The organism is Fervidobacterium riparium, from assembly GCF_025370035.1.
Taxonomy (GTDB): domain Bacteria; phylum Thermotogota; class Thermotogae; order Thermotogales; family Fervidobacteriaceae; genus Fervidobacterium; species Fervidobacterium gondwanense.
In genome coordinates this window covers 1,839,760-1,857,176 of the sequence record NZ_CP009277.1, presented here as the reverse complement: position 1 = coordinate 1,857,176, position 17,417 = coordinate 1,839,760, and the positions used below count along the sequence as shown (strand labels likewise).

16 protein-coding genes are annotated in these 17,417 nt (G+C 40.0%); 5 read left to right on the top strand and 11 right to left on the bottom strand.

What is annotated here, in order from left to right:
- Positions 1 to 12: 12 nt before the first annotated feature.
- The 8 genes from IB67_RS08960 to rpe form a co-directional block, all read right to left on the bottom strand.
- Positions 13 to 1,122, bottom strand: a complete 1,110-nt coding sequence (locus IB67_RS08960; RefSeq protein ID WP_072758797.1) for a hypothetical protein — start codon at positions 1,120 to 1,122, stop codon at positions 13 to 15.
- Positions 1,123 to 1,192: 70 nt separating this feature from the next.
- Positions 1,193 to 2,272 (bottom strand): hypothetical protein, encoded by a 1,080-nt coding sequence (locus IB67_RS08955; protein ID WP_143145274.1) that lies wholly within the window; start codon positions 2,270 to 2,272, stop codon positions 1,193 to 1,195.
- 80 nt (positions 2,273 to 2,352) lie between these two features.
- Complete coding sequence (locus tag IB67_RS08950) at positions 2,353 to 3,042, bottom strand: rhomboid family intramembrane serine protease (protein ID WP_072758801.1); 690 nt, start codon at positions 3,040 to 3,042, stop codon at positions 2,353 to 2,355.
- Positions 3,043 to 3,078: 36 nt separating this feature from the next.
- A complete protein-coding gene (locus IB67_RS08945) occupies positions 3,079 to 3,438 on the bottom strand; it encodes a YbaB/EbfC family nucleoid-associated protein (protein ID WP_072758802.1) in 360 nt (119 codons plus the stop codon).
- Positions 3,439 to 3,506: 68 nt separating this feature from the next.
- A complete protein-coding gene (locus tag IB67_RS08940; protein ID WP_143145275.1) occupies positions 3,507 to 4,547 on the bottom strand; it encodes an FAD:protein FMN transferase in 1,041 nt (346 codons plus the stop codon).
- A complete protein-coding gene (amrS, locus tag IB67_RS08935) occupies positions 4,544 to 5,548 on the bottom strand; it encodes an AmmeMemoRadiSam system radical SAM enzyme (protein ID WP_072758806.1) in 1,005 nt (334 codons plus the stop codon). Before amrS ends, IB67_RS08940 begins: the two co-directional genes overlap by 4 nt.
- Positions 5,549 to 5,612: 64 nt before the next feature.
- On the bottom strand, positions 5,613 to 8,057 hold the full coding sequence (locus IB67_RS08930) for a DNA polymerase III subunit alpha (RefSeq protein ID WP_245789521.1): 2,445 nt from the start codon (positions 8,055 to 8,057) through the stop codon (positions 5,613 to 5,615).
- Between the two features lie 75 nt (positions 8,058 to 8,132).
- Positions 8,133 to 8,780, bottom strand: a complete 648-nt coding sequence (gene rpe / locus IB67_RS08925; RefSeq protein ID WP_072758810.1) for a ribulose-phosphate 3-epimerase — start codon at positions 8,778 to 8,780, stop codon at positions 8,133 to 8,135.
- Positions 8,781 to 8,996: 216 nt separating this feature from the next.
- On the opposite strand from rpe, the gene IB67_RS08920 reads away from it, so the two are divergent.
- The 4 genes from IB67_RS08920 to ybeY all read left to right on the top strand — a co-directional run bounded on the left by IB67_RS08920 (position 8,997) and on the right by ybeY (position 13,358).
- Positions 8,997 to 9,917, top strand: coding sequence for a PhoH family protein (locus IB67_RS08920; protein WP_072759169.1), 921 nt, complete (start codon positions 8,997 to 8,999; stop codon positions 9,915 to 9,917).
- Positions 9,918 to 10,122: 205 nt separating this feature from the next.
- On the top strand, positions 10,123 to 11,430 hold the full coding sequence (iscB, locus tag IB67_RS08915; protein WP_498875514.1) for an RNA-guided endonuclease IscB: 1,308 nt from the start codon (positions 10,123 to 10,125) through the stop codon (positions 11,428 to 11,430).
- 29 nt (positions 11,431 to 11,459) lie between these two features.
- Complete coding sequence (locus IB67_RS08910) at positions 11,460 to 12,845, top strand: HDIG domain-containing metalloprotein (RefSeq protein ID WP_339746787.1); 1,386 nt, start codon at positions 11,460 to 11,462, stop codon at positions 12,843 to 12,845.
- 30 nt (positions 12,846 to 12,875) lie between these two features.
- Positions 12,876 to 13,358: an rRNA maturation RNase YbeY gene (gene ybeY, locus IB67_RS08905; protein ID WP_498875276.1), complete on the top strand. Its 483-nt coding sequence runs from the start codon at positions 12,876 to 12,878 to the stop codon at positions 13,356 to 13,358.
- A gap of 38 nt (positions 13,359 to 13,396) precedes the next feature.
- Here the strand turns inward: ybeY and IB67_RS08900 are convergent, their stop codons facing one another.
- A complete protein-coding gene (locus IB67_RS08900; protein WP_498875275.1) occupies positions 13,397 to 14,134 on the bottom strand; it encodes an MBL fold metallo-hydrolase in 738 nt (245 codons plus the stop codon).
- Positions 14,135 to 14,221: 87 nt separating this feature from the next.
- Between IB67_RS08900 and IB67_RS08895 the strand changes: the two genes are divergently transcribed.
- Entirely contained in the window at positions 14,222 to 15,202 is a 981-nt protein-coding gene (locus IB67_RS08895; protein WP_072758817.1) for a polysaccharide pyruvyl transferase family protein, read from the top strand.
- 66 nt (positions 15,203 to 15,268) lie between these two features.
- Here IB67_RS08895 and nuoF read toward each other — a convergent pair whose 3' ends face one another.
- Positions 15,269 to 16,882, bottom strand: a complete 1,614-nt coding sequence (gene nuoF, locus IB67_RS08890) for an NADH-quinone oxidoreductase subunit NuoF (RefSeq protein ID WP_072758819.1) — start codon at positions 16,880 to 16,882, stop codon at positions 15,269 to 15,271.
- Positions 16,879 to 17,364: an NADH-quinone oxidoreductase subunit NuoE gene (gene nuoE, locus IB67_RS08885; protein ID WP_072758821.1), complete on the bottom strand. Its 486-nt coding sequence runs from the start codon at positions 17,362 to 17,364 to the stop codon at positions 16,879 to 16,881. Before nuoE ends, nuoF begins: the two co-directional genes overlap by 4 nt.
- Between the last annotated feature and the right edge of the window lie 53 nt (positions 17,365 to 17,417).

The window sequence follows — 17,417 nt, the reverse complement described above, 5'->3', positions numbered from 1 at the left end:
CTTAAGTCTATTTTACTCAATCAGATAATTGAAAGAAATCTGAACTTTTGCAACTCCGGAAACTGGCAGTTCAATTTCTGCCAAGTCAGCTGTCGACTTCGTCACTGTGCCGCCGGATACGGTGAGGTTACTCAACCCTTTTGCATATATCTGAACCTTTGTCAGCCCATTACCCTTAAGATTCAATTCACCGGTAATATAGACTCTTCCACCTGCTTTTGTTGTCTTGATCAGATTCCAGCTATGGTATATCTGCCAGCTTTTTGAGACAGTTAGACTCCCTTCTTTGTTTATATCCGGCATCCTCGCAAGTCCAACTGGTATACTGTTGCCGAGGATTTCGGAAAAGACATAGACTTCTCCTGCTGGTAGCTCTTCGCCAGTTTTGATTTCAACAACGTAATCCGCAGGTCGCCAGTCGTAAGAATAAGAGTAGCTAAGTCTTATCAGATTAACATCACGTCTGGTAATTTGTAATGATTTGTTCTTGAGGTGTATTCCTCTTTTCAAACCTTCTAAATTGCCGAGCACGAATATTTTTCTTCCCGCAGCTCCGTATTCTTCAGCCATAGCGCTTTCAGCAACCATGGCAACTTTATTGTACATGACCTGCTGTTCGCCCGGAGCAGTTGAAAGAATTACGTACGCTTTGTCTACTGGAGAGTCAATTGCAAAGAATTGCTCGAGCACGTTATTTTTCAGAGTGTAATAAATCTTGTACCCACCTGGAACACTGAAAAGCACGTCCGATTTCGAACTGACTCGAAGTATTCTCTCACTCTTTCCAGATTCAATAACTTTTGCAAGTCCGAACGGTGTGTTTACATAAATTTGACCATCTTCAGCGACGAGCTTTTCTCCAATCATATGGTAAGTTCCAAGCGGTAATTCAGCTGGTATCTGGTACTTTGGTTGGACTTCTCGAGTTTCAACGTACCATTTCTGAGCTGTCGTCAAGACCACTTCCCAATTCTCGGGCAAGACAAACCCATCATCTACGGTTTTGTACAATAGGCCGTTGGAATTGAAGAGTACCAAGATATCCGCTTTCAAAGCGCTCGGCAACAAGCAGAGTGATAATATAAATATGACTGACAATGAACTGTTGAACTTCTTCACCATAAGCATCGCCTCTTTAGGTTGTTGGATTTATTAAGTAATTAATTCAGAACGTGTTGTTCTAAGAGTTTTACTAAATCAGATAATCAAAAGAAATATGAACTTTTGTAGTTTTTGAGACTGACAATTCAATCTCAGAGTAATCTGCTCCCAATTTTACTATCGTACCATCTGACACGGTTAGATTTTCCAATCCTTTTGCATAAATTTCAACCTTGGTGAGCCCATTGCCTCTGAGATTTAGCACGCCATTGATGTACATTCTTTCTCCGGCTTTTGTTGACTTTGTGAGGGTCCAGCTGTGGTATATTTGCCAGCTCTTTGAAAGGCTTATTGTTCCTTCTTCTCTTATATCCCACATATTTGCGAACCCTATTGGAATATTTTTTCCATCTGTATCAGAAAATACGTAAACTTTACCGGCGGGTAATTCCTCTCCTTCGTCTGTCTTAACTTCAATAACGTAATCTGCTGGTTCCCAGTCATAGGAATAGGAGTACCGCAAACTTATGAAGTTGATATCCCGCCGAGTAACTTGTAAAGACTTGTTTCTTATATGTATTCCATTCTTTAAACCTTCTAAATTGCCAAGTACAGATAACTTTCTTCCATTTGTATCGTATTCCCTGTACCATTCATCTTCAGGAGCTTCTCTTTCCATTGATTTATCGTAAAATACTCTTGTTTCGTATTGCTCTTCGGATGCTGTTGACAGTATTACGTATGCCTTATCGACAGGAGAGTTTATTTCGAAGAACTGGTCGAGCATGTTACCTTTCAAGGTGTAGTACACTCTGTAGCCGCCCGGTACACGGAATAACACTTCGGATTTAGAACTCATTCTGAGTATCCTCTCAGTTTTCCAATCTTCTACAACCTTTGCAAGCCCGAAGTCTGTATTAACGTATTTTTGTCCGTCTTCGGTTGTCAGTTTTTCTTTAAAAATTTGATAGATCCCAGGCGGCAACTCGACTGGAATCTGATATTTCGCCTGGCTTTTGCGTGTCTCGATGTACCATTTACGCGCTGTTGTAAGCATTACGTTCCAATCTTCAGGCAAAGCAAAACCGTCATCTACACTCATGTACAACAAACCTCTTGAAGCAAATAATACCCGGACAGCAGATGAGGTATCCTTAGACTTTTTCGCCATAGGCTGAAAGCCCCTTTGATTCGTAAGTTTCGCAAAACCTGTCTCATGGCACGGATGCGAGAGTTCTCAAAGTACGACCCTCAAAACATTAAATCTTTGAAAAGCCAGAAATAGCTCAGAACTATGACGAGAATCAACCCGATAGCTATCGCTCTCCACACTTTCTCTGCTCTGTACGAATAATAAACAGGAATAGTATAACCAAGTAGCATACCGCTCAGCAGTCCGCCTATGTGTGCCGCGTTGTTTATGCCGGAACCGGGTATAAAGCCAAGGACAACGTTAAGTACAATCATCGGAAGCAGGGCACTGCCCGTTATGGATTTCAAGAAGAACGGTGTGTCTTTTCTGAAACCAGCACCGAAGAGCGCCCCAACTAAACCAAAGATACCTCCGCTCGCTCCAACGGACAACGAATCGTAGTAGAAAAATTGAGTTGCTACGTTTCCTACAATTCCCGTGATAAAAAAATACGCCAAGAACCTGTAAGTTCCATATATACCCTCTGCGTAGTTTCCGAGGATGTACAGAGCGTACATGTTGAATGCTAAATGTAAAAAACCACCATGCATGAACATGGCGGTTACTATTCTGTACCACTGCCCCTGGCTTATAAGCGGACCGTATTGGGCACCGAACAACAGATATGCTATATCGCTACCGTTAACAAAAGTCCTAAAGACATAAAATGCAAGAAGAATTAGCGAATCTATCAATATCAAGTAAAGATACGCTTGTCTTTTAAAATGCAAATTATCCAAAAAACGCATCTCAAACCTCCAATTGTGAGAAATTAAGTTACCTAATTAACCAAGTGGATTATACTTTGCAATGACCGCATTCGTCTTTTCTTCCCTAACAGCTTCCACCTTTTCCCATATTTCGTTCATCGCAGTTTTCAGCATGTCGTTGAACATATCAAGATCCTCAAGCAGATCTTTTTCGTACACTAACTCTTTAATCTTCCTGTCACAGGTTGCGATTATCTTCAAAGCTCCACCAACTTCAACTTGTACCTCTTCTTGCTGGAATGATTCTTCAAGCGCTTTGAGTTCTTCTTCCATCTTCATTTGCAGTCTCTGGAGTTCGGCAAAATTCTTTGGTATACCCTGTGATGAACCTCCGCCACCAAGGTTTCTTCCACCAAAACTTTTAAGCTTTTTCATCTTAGTGTCCTCCCTTTTAAGTTTTATTTGAGATTATAAGTTTTACATTTACCAATAATATCAATGATTTATCTATCGGCGACCTCGTATATGTAAAATCTGTCGGACCTCAGTTGTTCTTTCTTAGGCGTTACGATCATAACTTCCGCACCATACTTTGTAAAGACCGTCCTTGTGAAAAGCCAATTGTCCTTCCCAAGTACAAAAGCAGCTGTTGAGAACGCATCCGCAATGACTGGATCTTCACTTATTATTGTTGCGCTTACTGCTTTATTTGCCGGGTATCCAGTCTTCGGGTCAATTATGTGGTGGTACCTAACGTTGTCGATTATGAAAAATCTTTCATAATCACCACTTGTCGCAATCGAACCTTCTTTCATGTAAACGATAGCAATGTTTTCTCCCGGTTGACCTCTTGGGTCTCTTATTCCTATCACCCAGTTGGCTTTGTTGTATTTCGGTCCGAGTATCATAATCTGTCCGCCAGCTTCGATAAACCCGTGGCAATTTTTATCGAATTCTTTCGCTATCTGGTACGCTCTTTTCAATGCGTATCCTTTCAATAAACCACCGAGGTCTATCCATACTCCGTTCGTCTTTATCTTTTTATTTAAGTAATCAATCGCAATTTTCTGGTAACCGGACTGCGAGGCAGCTTCGGCTATCTCGGTTGCCGTTGGTACCTTGAACTGATTTGTTGACTGATTCTGCGTGAATTTATCAAATCCCCAGAGTTTTATGAGCCTTCCGATTGAAGGATCAAAAGCACCTTCTGTGTACCGCGCAAGTTTGAGAGAGGTATCTATAATTGATAATGTCTCGTCGTCAACTTCGACCCAGTCTTCCGAGTTGTTTAACTTATAAAGCACACTTGACTCATTATACGGGTCATATTTCTGCTCAAGCCTTTTCATCTCGTTGAAAATCGCCTTTGCGACAGTATTTGTGTTAACTTTCGACGCAATTTTTATCTTGATATAAGTTCCAAATATGTAGTCCTCGTAGTCGTTGTATTGCCCCGTTTTGCCTGAGAAAAAAAGAAGGTATATTGCCATTACAACGAGGAATATCACAATGACTGAGTAAACTACGATACGGTTCAAAATCATAATCTCCTTAGGATCTGGTTGTTGCACGCTTTGCACCGTCCTTCCTTATTAAGGTTCAATATTCTTACATCGTATCCTCTTCTAATTATAACAAGACTTCCGCATTTTGGACAGTACGTACTCTCATATTCTTCGTTCCATACGTTCCCAAGATAAACATAGTTGAGATACCTCTTCGCAAGTAGATATATTTCTCTAAGTGTTTCCACATTAGTCGGTGGTTTTGTGTATTTGTAAGCAGGATGATATCTGGAAAGATGAAGAGGTATGTCAGGTGAAATTTTCGCAAGAGCCTTGAACTCTTCTTCGAGTTCATTAAGACTGTCGTTACCATCAGGTATGACGAGGGTTGTTACTTCCACATGGACATTGTTAAATACCCCCGTTTCGATAGTTTTCAAGACTTGTTCGTAATTGCCACCGCAGACTTTGCGGTAGAAATTGTTGTTGAACGCTTTTAAATCAATATTCATGGCGTCGATAAAAGGTAAGAGTGTTTTCAACGGCTCTTCGTTGATATATCCATTAGTCACCAGCACGTTCTTAAGGTCCTTCTCTTTTGCAAGTTTAGACGTTTCATATACGAACTCGTACCAGACAATTGGTTCACTGTAAGTATAAGCTATTCCTATGTTTCCTTCGTGTTTATATTCAAGGGCTATATCGAGAAGTTCTTCAGGTAATAATTCTTTCACATAGTAGGGCCTTTGTTGTGAAATTTCCCAATTCTGGCAAAATTCGCACTTAAAATTGCAACCCCAAGTGCCGACGGAGATTATCGTGCTCCCGGGGTAGAAGTGAAAAAGTGGCTTTTTTTCGATGGGATCCAGCGCTATAGATGTGACTTCTCTATAATTAAGCGAAAAAAGTTTACCGTTTTCGTTTCTCCTCGCTTTGCAAACACCAGTGCGCCCATTATCGATGACACAGTTGTGCGGGCATAACAAGCATCTTACCTTCCCATCACCGATTTGCTCGTAAAACATGGCTTCACGTTTCATACTATCAACCTTCTTTCAATCTTTAAAAACTGTGCTTCCTCAACCGTGCATATGTTTAGCAATGCTATTCTTCCCTGAACTTTGTAGTAAAGTAATTTTTTATCGGTCTTGCGTTCGGTATAGATTTTCCACTGAAGAGTATTCTCTCATAGTTCTCTTTGTTCTGCGATTTTGAAACCTCGCTTTTCAGCGGTTCTTCTTCCAATATGTAGTCAACTTTTTTCTTGCCAATCTCATATGTATATGGATAGATTAATGTATACTCGCCATCTGGCATATTGGATTTGAAGACACTTTTCCCGTCAGTCCCAAATCCCGCTTTCACGCCTATGTGTATACCAAAGTTGAGGTCAAGAGAATACGCCAAAGAATACGGCGCGAGTAGGTTCTTAACTGTTGTCGGTGGTGTTAGGCTGACTCCAATTACTTCATACTCCATCTGCGTTCTTTCCCATTCCGCCTCTGTTTTTGTCTCATCTTTTGGGATGACTTTTCCAAATAACTTACTACCAATCTTCTTTACTTCTGGGTTTATTCCATCTCTCAAAGTTCTGAGCTTTTGAATAGCCTTCCTTCTGCTATCAAAGATATTATCAAAACTTCCTATCTTTAAGAGAGCTTCAATGGTTGAGAGCGATAGTCCGGAGCTTTCGACAAAATCTTCGAAATTCTTAAATTGATAGTTTAATATTTGGAGTGATTTTTCATAAGATATTCCAGGAACAATATAAAGTGGCAGAGTATAAATATTTTCTTTCTTCTCGCTGTTTGCTTTACTATCAGGAACAATAGGTACAGATGGTGGTAAAACGGTGTAACCTAACGATTGTAAATTGTAAACAGCAGTTTGAAGAACAGAGGTATCGTATTTTAAATACACATCGTAGAAAAGTTTCGGAAAGTTGGTTTTGAAATAAGCCATTAAGAAAGTAATATGGGCATACGCAACAGCGTGCGATTTATTGAATGCATATTCGCCAAGTGCAAGTATCGTTCGTGCGATTTCTGTACCGTCGTTTCCGTACTCTTCACCTAAACGCTTTTCTAAGAGCTTGTACGTTTCTTTTATGCCAGATATATCCTTCTTCGCTATAGCCTTTCTCAGCTCGTCCGCCTGGCTACTCGTTAGCCCAACCAAGTCCATAGCGATTTTCATAACCTGCTCTTGGTATATTGGTATTCCAAACGTCTCAGATAATATGTCGATATCGTATTTCGATTTGTTCTTGCTTTTCATCTGCTTTATTTCTCGTACTATGCCGGCTTTGAGCGGTCCTGGCCTGTTCAGCGATATAGTAAGTGCAAGCTCGTTCAGTGTACTCGGTTTGATGTCGCGCAGGACACCTTTGCCTATATAGCTATCGAGTTGAAAGACATTGTCGCTGAACCCTGTAAATATGTACTTGAAGACCTTTTTTCCTTCGTCCGTCATTTCCAGGTTCTTAACACTCTTATACATCTCATTAGATGAGTATTGCGGAAATACTTCTTTCATGAGTTCTTTCAATACACTTAGCGTCTTGAGACCTAAGATATCGAACTTAATATACCCAAGGCTTTCTAAATCTTTCATATCCCATTCTAATGTGTTAGTTTTTGGAACGCGAGGTGCGTTTATTTCTTGAGTAGATATTATAACTCCGGCTGCGTGTGTTGTTCTTTGCACTGGGATATCAGATAGATATTGGCTCAGCTTTCCAAACTCTTTGAGATGTTTTTCTGGTATATTTGAAAAAGCGCTTATGTTGTACACATATCCGAATTCTTTTCTAAGAAGCTCTAAAAGTCTTCCTCTTTGTTGATCTTCAACGTCTATGTCGATATCCGGATAATCTCTTCTGCCTTCATTGAGAAATCTCTCAAAGAGCAATCCAAATTCAACGGGATTGATCTTCGTGATTCCCAATCTGTATGCCAACAAGCTTCCTACAACGCTTCCCCTTCCCGGACCAATCTCTATGTCATTTTTACTCGCAACATCGACAATTTTCTTCACAGTATGAAAGTAATTTTCAAAACTGAATTTTTTAATAACTTCTATTTCTTTCTTGAGACGTTCTGGATGTTCTTTTTCTTCGGCTAAAATTTCCAAGAGCAAATCATTTTTGCTCCTGTAAAGTCTTTGATTGCTCACGAGCTCATACCGGACAAAACCAAGCTTTGTGTAATTTATATCCTTGAGCTCTTCTACAAAATTTGGTGTTTTTCCAAGGTAATCTGTAAGAGCCAAGAAATAATCACGTTGACCTGGCAAAAAATAAGCAGGTGACGATTCTATATAATCAAACTCAGTTCCGATAGAGCCTAGTTGGCCATTACTGTATAGCCTGAATAATCTGTACAGTTCATCTGTATTCTTTGCAATATACGTCTTTTCCCCAATTCGAAGTCCAACGATTCCGTTTAAGTTGTGTTTCTTTGCTCCGTGAAGAAATTTTACAACACCACACAGTGTCGTATCCGAGAGCACCACTGTATCAATATTATTATCAGTGCACCATTTAAACAACTCGTCAAACTTTATAACTGAACCTTCAAATGAATAGACAGATGCTACGCAGACTATACAGGTATCACTCCCAAACTATTCGTTTTTAGACAAAAGTTTTCTTAATTCTGGAAGATTCGGGTTTCTGAAAACACCATACCCCATCACTAAGATGTCTACACCACTTTTGACTAACTCAAGGGCGTTTTCGTTTCCAACACCGCCATCAACCGCTATCTTTAATTTGTAATCATTGTCTTTCCTAATTTCCGAAAGCTTTTTTATTTTTCTCCACATACTCGGTATGAATTTTTGACCAGAAAAGCCTGGGTTTACAGTCATGATGAGTATACCGTCGACGTACGGAAGAATTTCTTCAAGCGTGCTTAGTGGTGTTGCAGGATTGATTGCAACAAAAGCCTCAGCACCGAGCGACTTTATGAACTCGACACTTCGGTGCAAATGATAGCAAGTCTCTTGGTGAATAGTGACTCTCGTCGCGCCTTTCTCTATAAAAAGCTTTATGTGAAAATCTGGGTTAGTGACCATAAGATGAGCATCAATTGGCATGTTTGTGAATTTCCTTAGTCCCTCAATCATTGGGTAACCAAACGTCAAATTCGGAACAAAGTGACCGTCCATAACATCGAGATGTATTTCGTCGATGTGGTCCTTAACTCTTTCAACTTCGTCCTTCAAGTGTGCCAAATCTGCGGCTAAAATCGATGCACTTATGATCGCCATTTCTAAACCTCCTCCTTTGATTATTATCTGTTTAAATCTATTCTGAACTATTATGATACAGTAAGGAAAAATTGTTAATATGGATTTTAAACGAAATTCGCTCTTTTCTGATATAATTATACTCGTTAAGGGAGTAAATTACAAATTCTAAACGTAAACATTCAGAGAGGTGAAGTTGTGAACATTAGGAGAATTGTGGTACCTCAGGATGTTGCGATGATCGAAGTACTTGGACAATACGACAACAAGGCGCGTTATCTGAGAAGAAGGTACAATGTGGAAATATCAGTAGTCGACAACGAAATCAGAGTGAAGGGCGAGGATGAGAAGTCACTTGATATAGTTGAAAAGATACTAAAAGAAGTGATAAATATAACAAGAGATGGGCATCTTTTGGATTGGACAGAGTTCGAATATATCGTTGAAGAGAACGAGAAGATAGAGAACCCAAGAGAAGTTTACAAAAAGTCAGTTGGCAAGGTCAAGGCTAAGACGGAAGGACAAAAGAAGTACCTCGACGCTATAGAAAAGAACGACGTCGTATTTGCAATAGGACCTGCTGGGACTGGAAAGACTTATTTGGCTTCGGCTGTTGCTGTCGATTATCTCAAATCGGGCAAAGTACAGCGGATAGTTCTTACCAGACCAGCAGTGGAAGCTGGCGAGAGGTTAGGCTTTCTGCCAGGTGACTTGACTGAAAAGGTAGATCCTTACCTTAGACCGCTTTACGATGCTCTTATCGATATGCTCGGTATTGAGAAATTCATATCTTTGCGGGAGAAGAACATAATCGAAATTGCTCCGTTAGCCTACATGCGTGGAAGAACATTGAACAACGCATTTATAATACTCGACGAAGCGCAGAACACAACGTACGAACAGATGAAGATGTTTTTAACACGTATGGGATTCGGTTCCAAGGTAATTGTCACAGGTGATATCACTCAGATAGATATTGAAGAGAGATCCGGACTCGTTGTAGCACAAGAGATTCTCAAGGGAATAGATGGTATTGAATTCGTGTACCTTACTGACGCAGACGTAGTAAGACATCCGCTGGTAAAGAAAATTATTCGGGCGTATGACGAATTTGAAAGAGAAGAAAAGTCTGAAAGATCAGATAGAGCAAGAAGATAAAGTTGCGCATTTTAGGTGGGAGAAATCGGTCAACGCCCCACCACTGAAGTGGCGGGCTTGAAGCCTTCGTTGACTAGCCTCAACCAAAGCCAATAGGCTTCTTGGCTACGTTAGATGGGTCATGACACCATGGAATGCTGCTCAAGTTCCATGCTCTGTCGCCTATCGTTAAACAGTTCTGAGTGGTCGGGACAGTGTGGCAGACATGACAAGCCCATCTAACATTGGCGATGAGCTCCTAACTCCGCAAGGAGGCTTACACCATATGGTGTATGTTATTTCTAAACAGGGGAAACCTCTCGTGCCAACTGAAAGGCATGGAAAAGTAAGAAGACTTCTAAAACAAGGACTTGCGAAAGTTGTCAAAAGAGAGCCTTTTACAATTCAGCTTTTGTATGATACAACCACATATGTACAGCCAGTAACAGTTGGCATCGACATTGGTTCAAAAACAGTCGGTGTCTCAGCCATAACAGATAAGAAAGAAGTATTTTCATCGGAGATAGAACTCAGAACTGACATCAAAGACTTATTGTGCGAAAGAAGAGAATACAGACAGTTAAGAAGGTATCGCAAGACGAGGTACAGAAAGTCCAGATTTCTAAACAGGCGCAAACCAGAAGGATGGCTTGCACCAAGTCTAAGGTGGAAGGTAAATGCACATATTAGGATAGTCAACATGCTCAGCAAAATACTGCCGATAGCAAAAGTTGTTGTAGAAGTTGCACCATTTGATACCCAAAAGATATTAAATCCAGATATCCAAGGTGAAGAATACCAAAATGGTGTCCAGAAAGGTTATTGGGATGTGAGAGAATATTGTCTATGGCGGGCTGGATATAAATCAGAGCTATCAGGAAAGAAAGGTATATTGGAAGTACATCACATAATTCCAAGAAGTAAAGGAGGAACAGACAATCCGTCAAACCTAATAGTCTTAACAGCACAAGAGCACAAAGCAATACATGAGGGCAGGTTAAAGATACCAAAGAGCAAGATAGAGAAGGTAAGGATTCTCAAAGATGCGAGTCACGTATCGACGATAGGCAGGCATATAGTTAATGAGCTAAAGAACCTGTACGAGGATGTCAGAGTTACATACGGTAGTATCACCAAAGCAAAGAGAAGTGAGTTTGGATTGGAAAAGACGCACCGAAATGATGCATATGTCATAGCGGGAGGGACAGTTCAGAAGAGAGCGAAAGAATGGTATTTTGGTAAGTTTTTCAGAAGACAAAATAGGTCATTGCATAAAGTCAATCCAATCAAAGGTGGTATAAGACCGGTTAATACAATCAAACAATCATACGGTTTCAGAAGGTTTGACAAAATAGAATACGAAGGGAAGATAGGAATCATAGCTGGAACAAGAAGTAGTGGATATTTTGTAATAAGAAGTCTTTCAGGGGAAAGAATACACGATAGTGGGAGATACAACAAACTAAAACTTTTGGAGAAATCAAAAACGGTGATGTTTGGAAGGAGGAAAGCGGCTCTCTCCTCACACGACTAAAGTCGCGTGTCTCCGAGAGAGCCAAGGACATGAAGGAGCAAAAATTACACAAAACAGAAGTCCTATTAAGTGAATCTTTCATGTACGATGGCGTGGTAATTGCGCTGCTTATTAGCGTTGCAAATAACATATACGATCTCAGCTTGCTTGATCTTGCTAATGAGTTCATACTTATTCTCATCATTTGGTACGGGATTATCGAGCATTTCATACGCAATTCAAACGTTATAAACCTCGACGTGCGTTACAGGCTCCTCTTCTACATGACGCTATTGGGTGGTGCAACACTCAATACTTTCGTCTATAAGTCGTACGGGATAAGTTATATCCCTGTATTGATCGCACCAATGTTGATTACGCTGTTAATCGATTACGAATTTGGTGCAAGTGCTGGTCTTATACTATCCCTTTCTACAGCGTTTCATCATCACGATTTCTTCATGTTCCTTCACTTTTTCCCGCAAGTCTTCATAGCGAATTTCATGCTTAAGAATATTAAAAATAGAATTCAGGTAGTGAAAGCGGGGTTTGTAGCAGGTATAGTTAGCTTAATCATGATTCTCTTCCAAGAACCTGTAAGGCATTTCTATTTCTCTCTGCAAGACTATTTAATCTTGTTTCTCAACCCACTATTCTCAGCTTTTGCAGTGCTTGGTTTGTTACCCTATATCGAAGTTGCAACACGCGTTTATTCGAACATAGGTCTTCTGGAAATCGCCACACTTAATCATCCACTATTAAAATCACTTTCTTTACACGCGCCTGGAACTTACCAGCACAGCATGAGAGTTGCGGAATTCGCAGAGCACGCAGCTGAAAATATCGGCGCCAACGCAATTCTTGTTAGAACATGCGCTATGTATCACGATATCGGGAAGATACGGAATCCTGAATACTTTGTGGAGAACTTGAAATCACTAGAGAACAATCCACACAACACATTGAAGCCGGAAGTAAGTAAAAGTATAATAATGAAACACATTACAGATGGGATAGAAATTGCTCGTAAACATCGTCTACCTATTCAGATCGAATTGGCTATACCACAGCACCACGGAACACGTGTAATGAAATACTTTTACGCAAAGGCTGTTAATGAAAGCGCTTCAGTCGACCCAGCGCAATACACGTACGCTGGTCCGAAACCAAAAAGCAAGGAAATGGGGATACTGATGATAGCTGACGTAGTGGAAGCTACTTCGAAAAGCCTGAAAGAATCGAGTGTGGATGCATTTAGACAGATAGTTGAAAAGACAATAGTGGAATTAATACAAGAAGGTGAATTGACAGATACTGAGCTAACTACAAGCGATTTAAAAATCATAACTGATACTTTCGTGCAGATCTACGAAAACATGCTTAAACATAGAATCGAATACCCCGTGATTAATGAGGATATAGAAACGATAAGTTGATTATTAATTATACCAGAAGGCGGTGCTATTATGGGTGCAGTACTTGATTTTTTTGATTATCCTAAGGATTTGGAGCCTTTCTTGAATTTGATAAAATCCAAGCTGTGTTCAATTATAGAAGCAGAAATCGGGGAAGTTAGAATCAATTTTGTCTTCATAGACTCAGAAATCATGACAACAATGAACGAGGAGTACAGACATAAAAAAGGACCAACTGATGTTTTGACTTTCGTTTATGCAGCATCAGAATCTGAAGACGAATTTGAAAGCATTGACGAAGCGGAGATAGAAAGTGTAGAAGGACCATATGCAGAAGGATACATATGCATCGACGTTGTGAAAAGGAACGCCGAAGAATTTGGCAATACTTTTGAAAAAGAATTAATTACAGTATTCGTCCATTCAATACTTCACATGGCAGGATATGATCATGAATACGATTCAACAAATGCTGAGGAAATGTTCAGAAAACAGGAAGAATACTTAAAAGAATTCCAGAAAATTCTGAATTAATAATCTTTTTGCTTCTTTACGTTTTAGCTGAGATTATGTCAACTAATTAGATTTTTTATACTCCACTCGAGCATTTCTGTATGCTCCCGATTAGCAAAGTTCGGATCGTTTTCTATATCGTGGGGATTAAGCTCACCGGTAATAAGTTTTCTAACTTTCACAATGTAATCGGACATGCTTTTAATAGAATCAGCATCTCCAATGTCACCATGACCAGGGATAACATATTTAGCTTTTGGTAGTTTCTCTAACGTTTTAAGCCAAGTTACTAAGTTGCTGTCTGAAACTATTTCCGGATGTATCTTGTTGATAACGGTGTCGCCAGTTATCAGCACTGACTCGCTTGGAATGTACACGTATGAAGAATCAGGAGTATGCCCTGGTCCGTGAATGAAGAGTATTTTTAGCCCGTCCTCGTGCTCAAAAACATCATCAAATAGCACATCCGGAAGTTTTGGTTCAAAATACTCTATTCCAAGAGTTTCGAAGTAAGAGTGATCAAACATCTCCATTTTTTCTCTTGTAAGTGAGTGTGCTACTATAGGAACGTCAAAAACAACGTTTCCAAAGGTGTGGTCTGGATGGTAATGGGTGTTAAACACAAGAGATATATTTTTCATTGTAAATTCCCTGACAAATTTCGCAATGCTCTTGGCTTTCTCAGGGAAAAGCGAAGTGTCAACTAACACAACACCTTTTTTACCTATGATTATAACGTTATTGGCAGCTTCTTCGTGCTCAATGACATAAACGTTCTCGGTAACTTTCTTAACCATAGATTAAATCGTCACCCCCCATATGGGTCTATACTATTTATTTTTTCGTCTCTCAAATCAATATTCTTTAAAGGAGTTGATTTTTCCTTGAAAGTTCTGCTATCTGGCTACTACGGTTATGGAAACTTCGGTGATGAATTGATGAGGCTTTCAATGGAGGATTTTTTCAAAAAGTATAAGATTGACTATACCATCGCACTTTCAAAAAGCGTTAGTAAAGATACAATTTCAAGATTTAATATATTCGAGCTCATAGGTTCTATTTTCGATTCTGATGCACTCGTTTACGGTGGCGGGGGATTGCTTCAGGACATTACGAGTTCGAAGAGTTTTCTGTATTATGCTGCAACAATCAATATAGCTTTAATCTTTAAGAAGCCTGTTATCCTATTTGGTAACAGCCTTGGACCTGTAAGAAAATCATACAACAGACATATATTGAGAAGCATACTTAGGAACAAAAGAGTTTACCTTTTCACAAGGGATATCGTTTCGTTTAACTATGCGAAACGGTTGAACTCAAATACTGTTCTTTCATGCGATCCTGCTGTTAGGTTTTTAAAGACAGTAACAGAATTTCCAGAGAAGAAATTTGACCTGATTCTCATTCCAAGAAAGGCTGAAAATATTGAAAAATACATTATCTTGAAAGAATACTTTCAAAACATAATTGTGTGTCCCACACAAGAAGGCGATCTAAGAACATCTTTACTTGTAAGCAAAGATCTCGGCGCACACTTATTTGACCAACCAAACGACACAGAAGGCGTGCTCCGCAATATACTCGCTTCTAAATTCATAATCACTGAACGCTTCCATCCTGCACTTGTAGGAGCGTATTTTGGAATACCTTTTATCTCGCTCGAGAATTCAAAAGCAGAAAGGTTTTTCAGAAAGTATACGAAAAGTAGAAAGCCGTTTGCTAAAGACTTGATAGGTATTGAGGAAAGGATACTTGCACTGAAACAAGAGCCTTTGTATTTGAAGGAGATATTAGATAAAGAAGCTGATGAATCTTTTAAGAAGCTTTACAGTCTTCTGATCAAGCTAAAATCGTTCCGCAGTTGAGTTATGCTGTTAAAAAATGCCCCCTTCATTATTTATAGGGGGCATTTTCCTATTTCATAAAGAAGACTATTTAACAGTAGCCTTCTTTGGTTTTACTTCTTTGCACAAACCAGCGGAACACGTTTTGTCTTTCACGTGGGCTTCGAATTCATTTTTGAAATTGTTTATAAGAGATAGTAGTGGGACGTTAATGCTCTGACCTAAGCCGCAGAACGATGCATCTGCTGTTACATACGCTATCTGTTCGAGATATTTTAAATCCTCTTCCGTAGCTTGGAATTTCGTCATTTTTTCAAGTATGTCACATGCGATTCTTGTACCTTCTCTACATGGCGTACACTTACCGCATGATTCGTGCCTGAAGAATTCCATAACGTTGAGCGCAATGTCAACAGCACAGTGAGTATCGTCTATCGCTAAGATAACACCAGAACCAAGGCTAACACCGTAGTTTTTCATTGAATCGTAATCGAGTGGTGCGTCAAGTTTATCAGGACCGATAAACGTTCCGGCTAAACCACCTGTTTGGATCATCTTGAGCCCTTTGTCGCCCTTTATACCTCCACCAAATCCGTAGAGCACCTGTCTTACAGTAACACCCATGGGTAATTCAACCATACCCCGCTTATTTATATCTCCTGCAAGGCAGAAGACCTTTGTACCAGGCGAATTTGGTGTGCCAATATTCTTAAACCACTCTGCGCCATTCAAGATAATCTGCGGAACGTTTGCCAGAGTTTCAACGTTATTAATTACTGTTGGTTTTCCGAATAGACCGCTTTGAGGTGGATAAGGCGGTTTTAACCTGGGTCTTCCAGACTTGCCCTCTATCGATTCAAGGAGCGCTGTTTCCTCACCACATACATAAGCACCTGCTCCAAGTCTTACTGTTAAGTCGAAGTCGAAACCACTGCCGAGGATATTTTCACCGAGGAATCCGTATTCATACGCATCTTTTATTGCCTTCTTTAAATTCTCCACAGAGTTGTAATATTCGCCTCGGATGTATATGTATCCCTTCGTAGCTCCGACTGCATAGCCCGCGATGATCATTGCCTCTATAACGGTGTGCGGGTCTCCCTCCATTATCAATCTATCTTTGAACGTTCCTGGTTCTCCCTCGTCTGCATTACAGACTATATACTTTTGTTCAGCATTCGCTTTGGCTGTGAATTCCCATTTCAAACCTGTTGGGAAACCAGCACCACCTCTTCCTCGCAACCCGCTCTTCTTCACTTCATTTATAACTTCTTCTGGCTTCATCTGGAGCGCTTTGCTGAGTGCGAAATAACCATCACGTGCTATATACTCATCTATGTTCCTCGGATCTATGAGTCCGATGTTTCTGGTGACTATTCTAACTTCTTTTATGCTGAACTTTTCTGCCTCTTTTAATTCTGATTTGCTAACTGTCAAATCCCAAACTTGCCTTCCTTTGAGCAAGTGTTCTTCAACTATCTTCTTCACATCTTCCTTGGTCTTAACAACGTAGTATACATTATCTGGAAGTACGTGGAAAACAACACCATTGTAAGAACCTACGGCAACACTTTCAAGTACGGTGACAATTGAATCTAAACCGAATTCCCCGATAAGTGTCCTGAGATAATTCGAAAATTCCTTCGCACCTAAGAGTATGCTATTGCTGTCCACAGAGACAAGAACGGTGATTGGTGTCATCTTGCCTCACCACCTTTTAGGTTGTTCAATATCTCTTCGACTTTTTCTACAGTCAAATCCCCATAATATTCGTCGTTTATCATGATGACCGGTGAGACACCGCAAAGACCAAGGCATCCGGTTTCTTCAAGTGTGAACAACCCATCTTTTGTCGTCTCACCAAATTCAACACCGAGTTTGTTTTTCAAAAATTCAACAATCTCTCTCCCGCCCGGAACATGACAGGGCAAACTTGTGCAAACCCTTATGATGTACTTTCCTCTGGGCTTAGTAGAGAACATCGTGTAAAAAGTGAGAACTTCGTACACTTTTGATGGCGGAATGTTAAGCTCTTCGGCTATCATATCTCCTACTTCAGGTGGTATGTAATGACTTTGATAATGGTCTTGAACTTTGTGAAGTAAGTAAATCAGGACATCTTGCTCTTCAAGCTGCTCATGCTTTAATTCCTCTAATAATGCCTTCAACGTTGAGCGATCCACACACCTTCCCTCCCCGAAAAAAGATTATCAAAACATTAAGCTTGATAAAATGA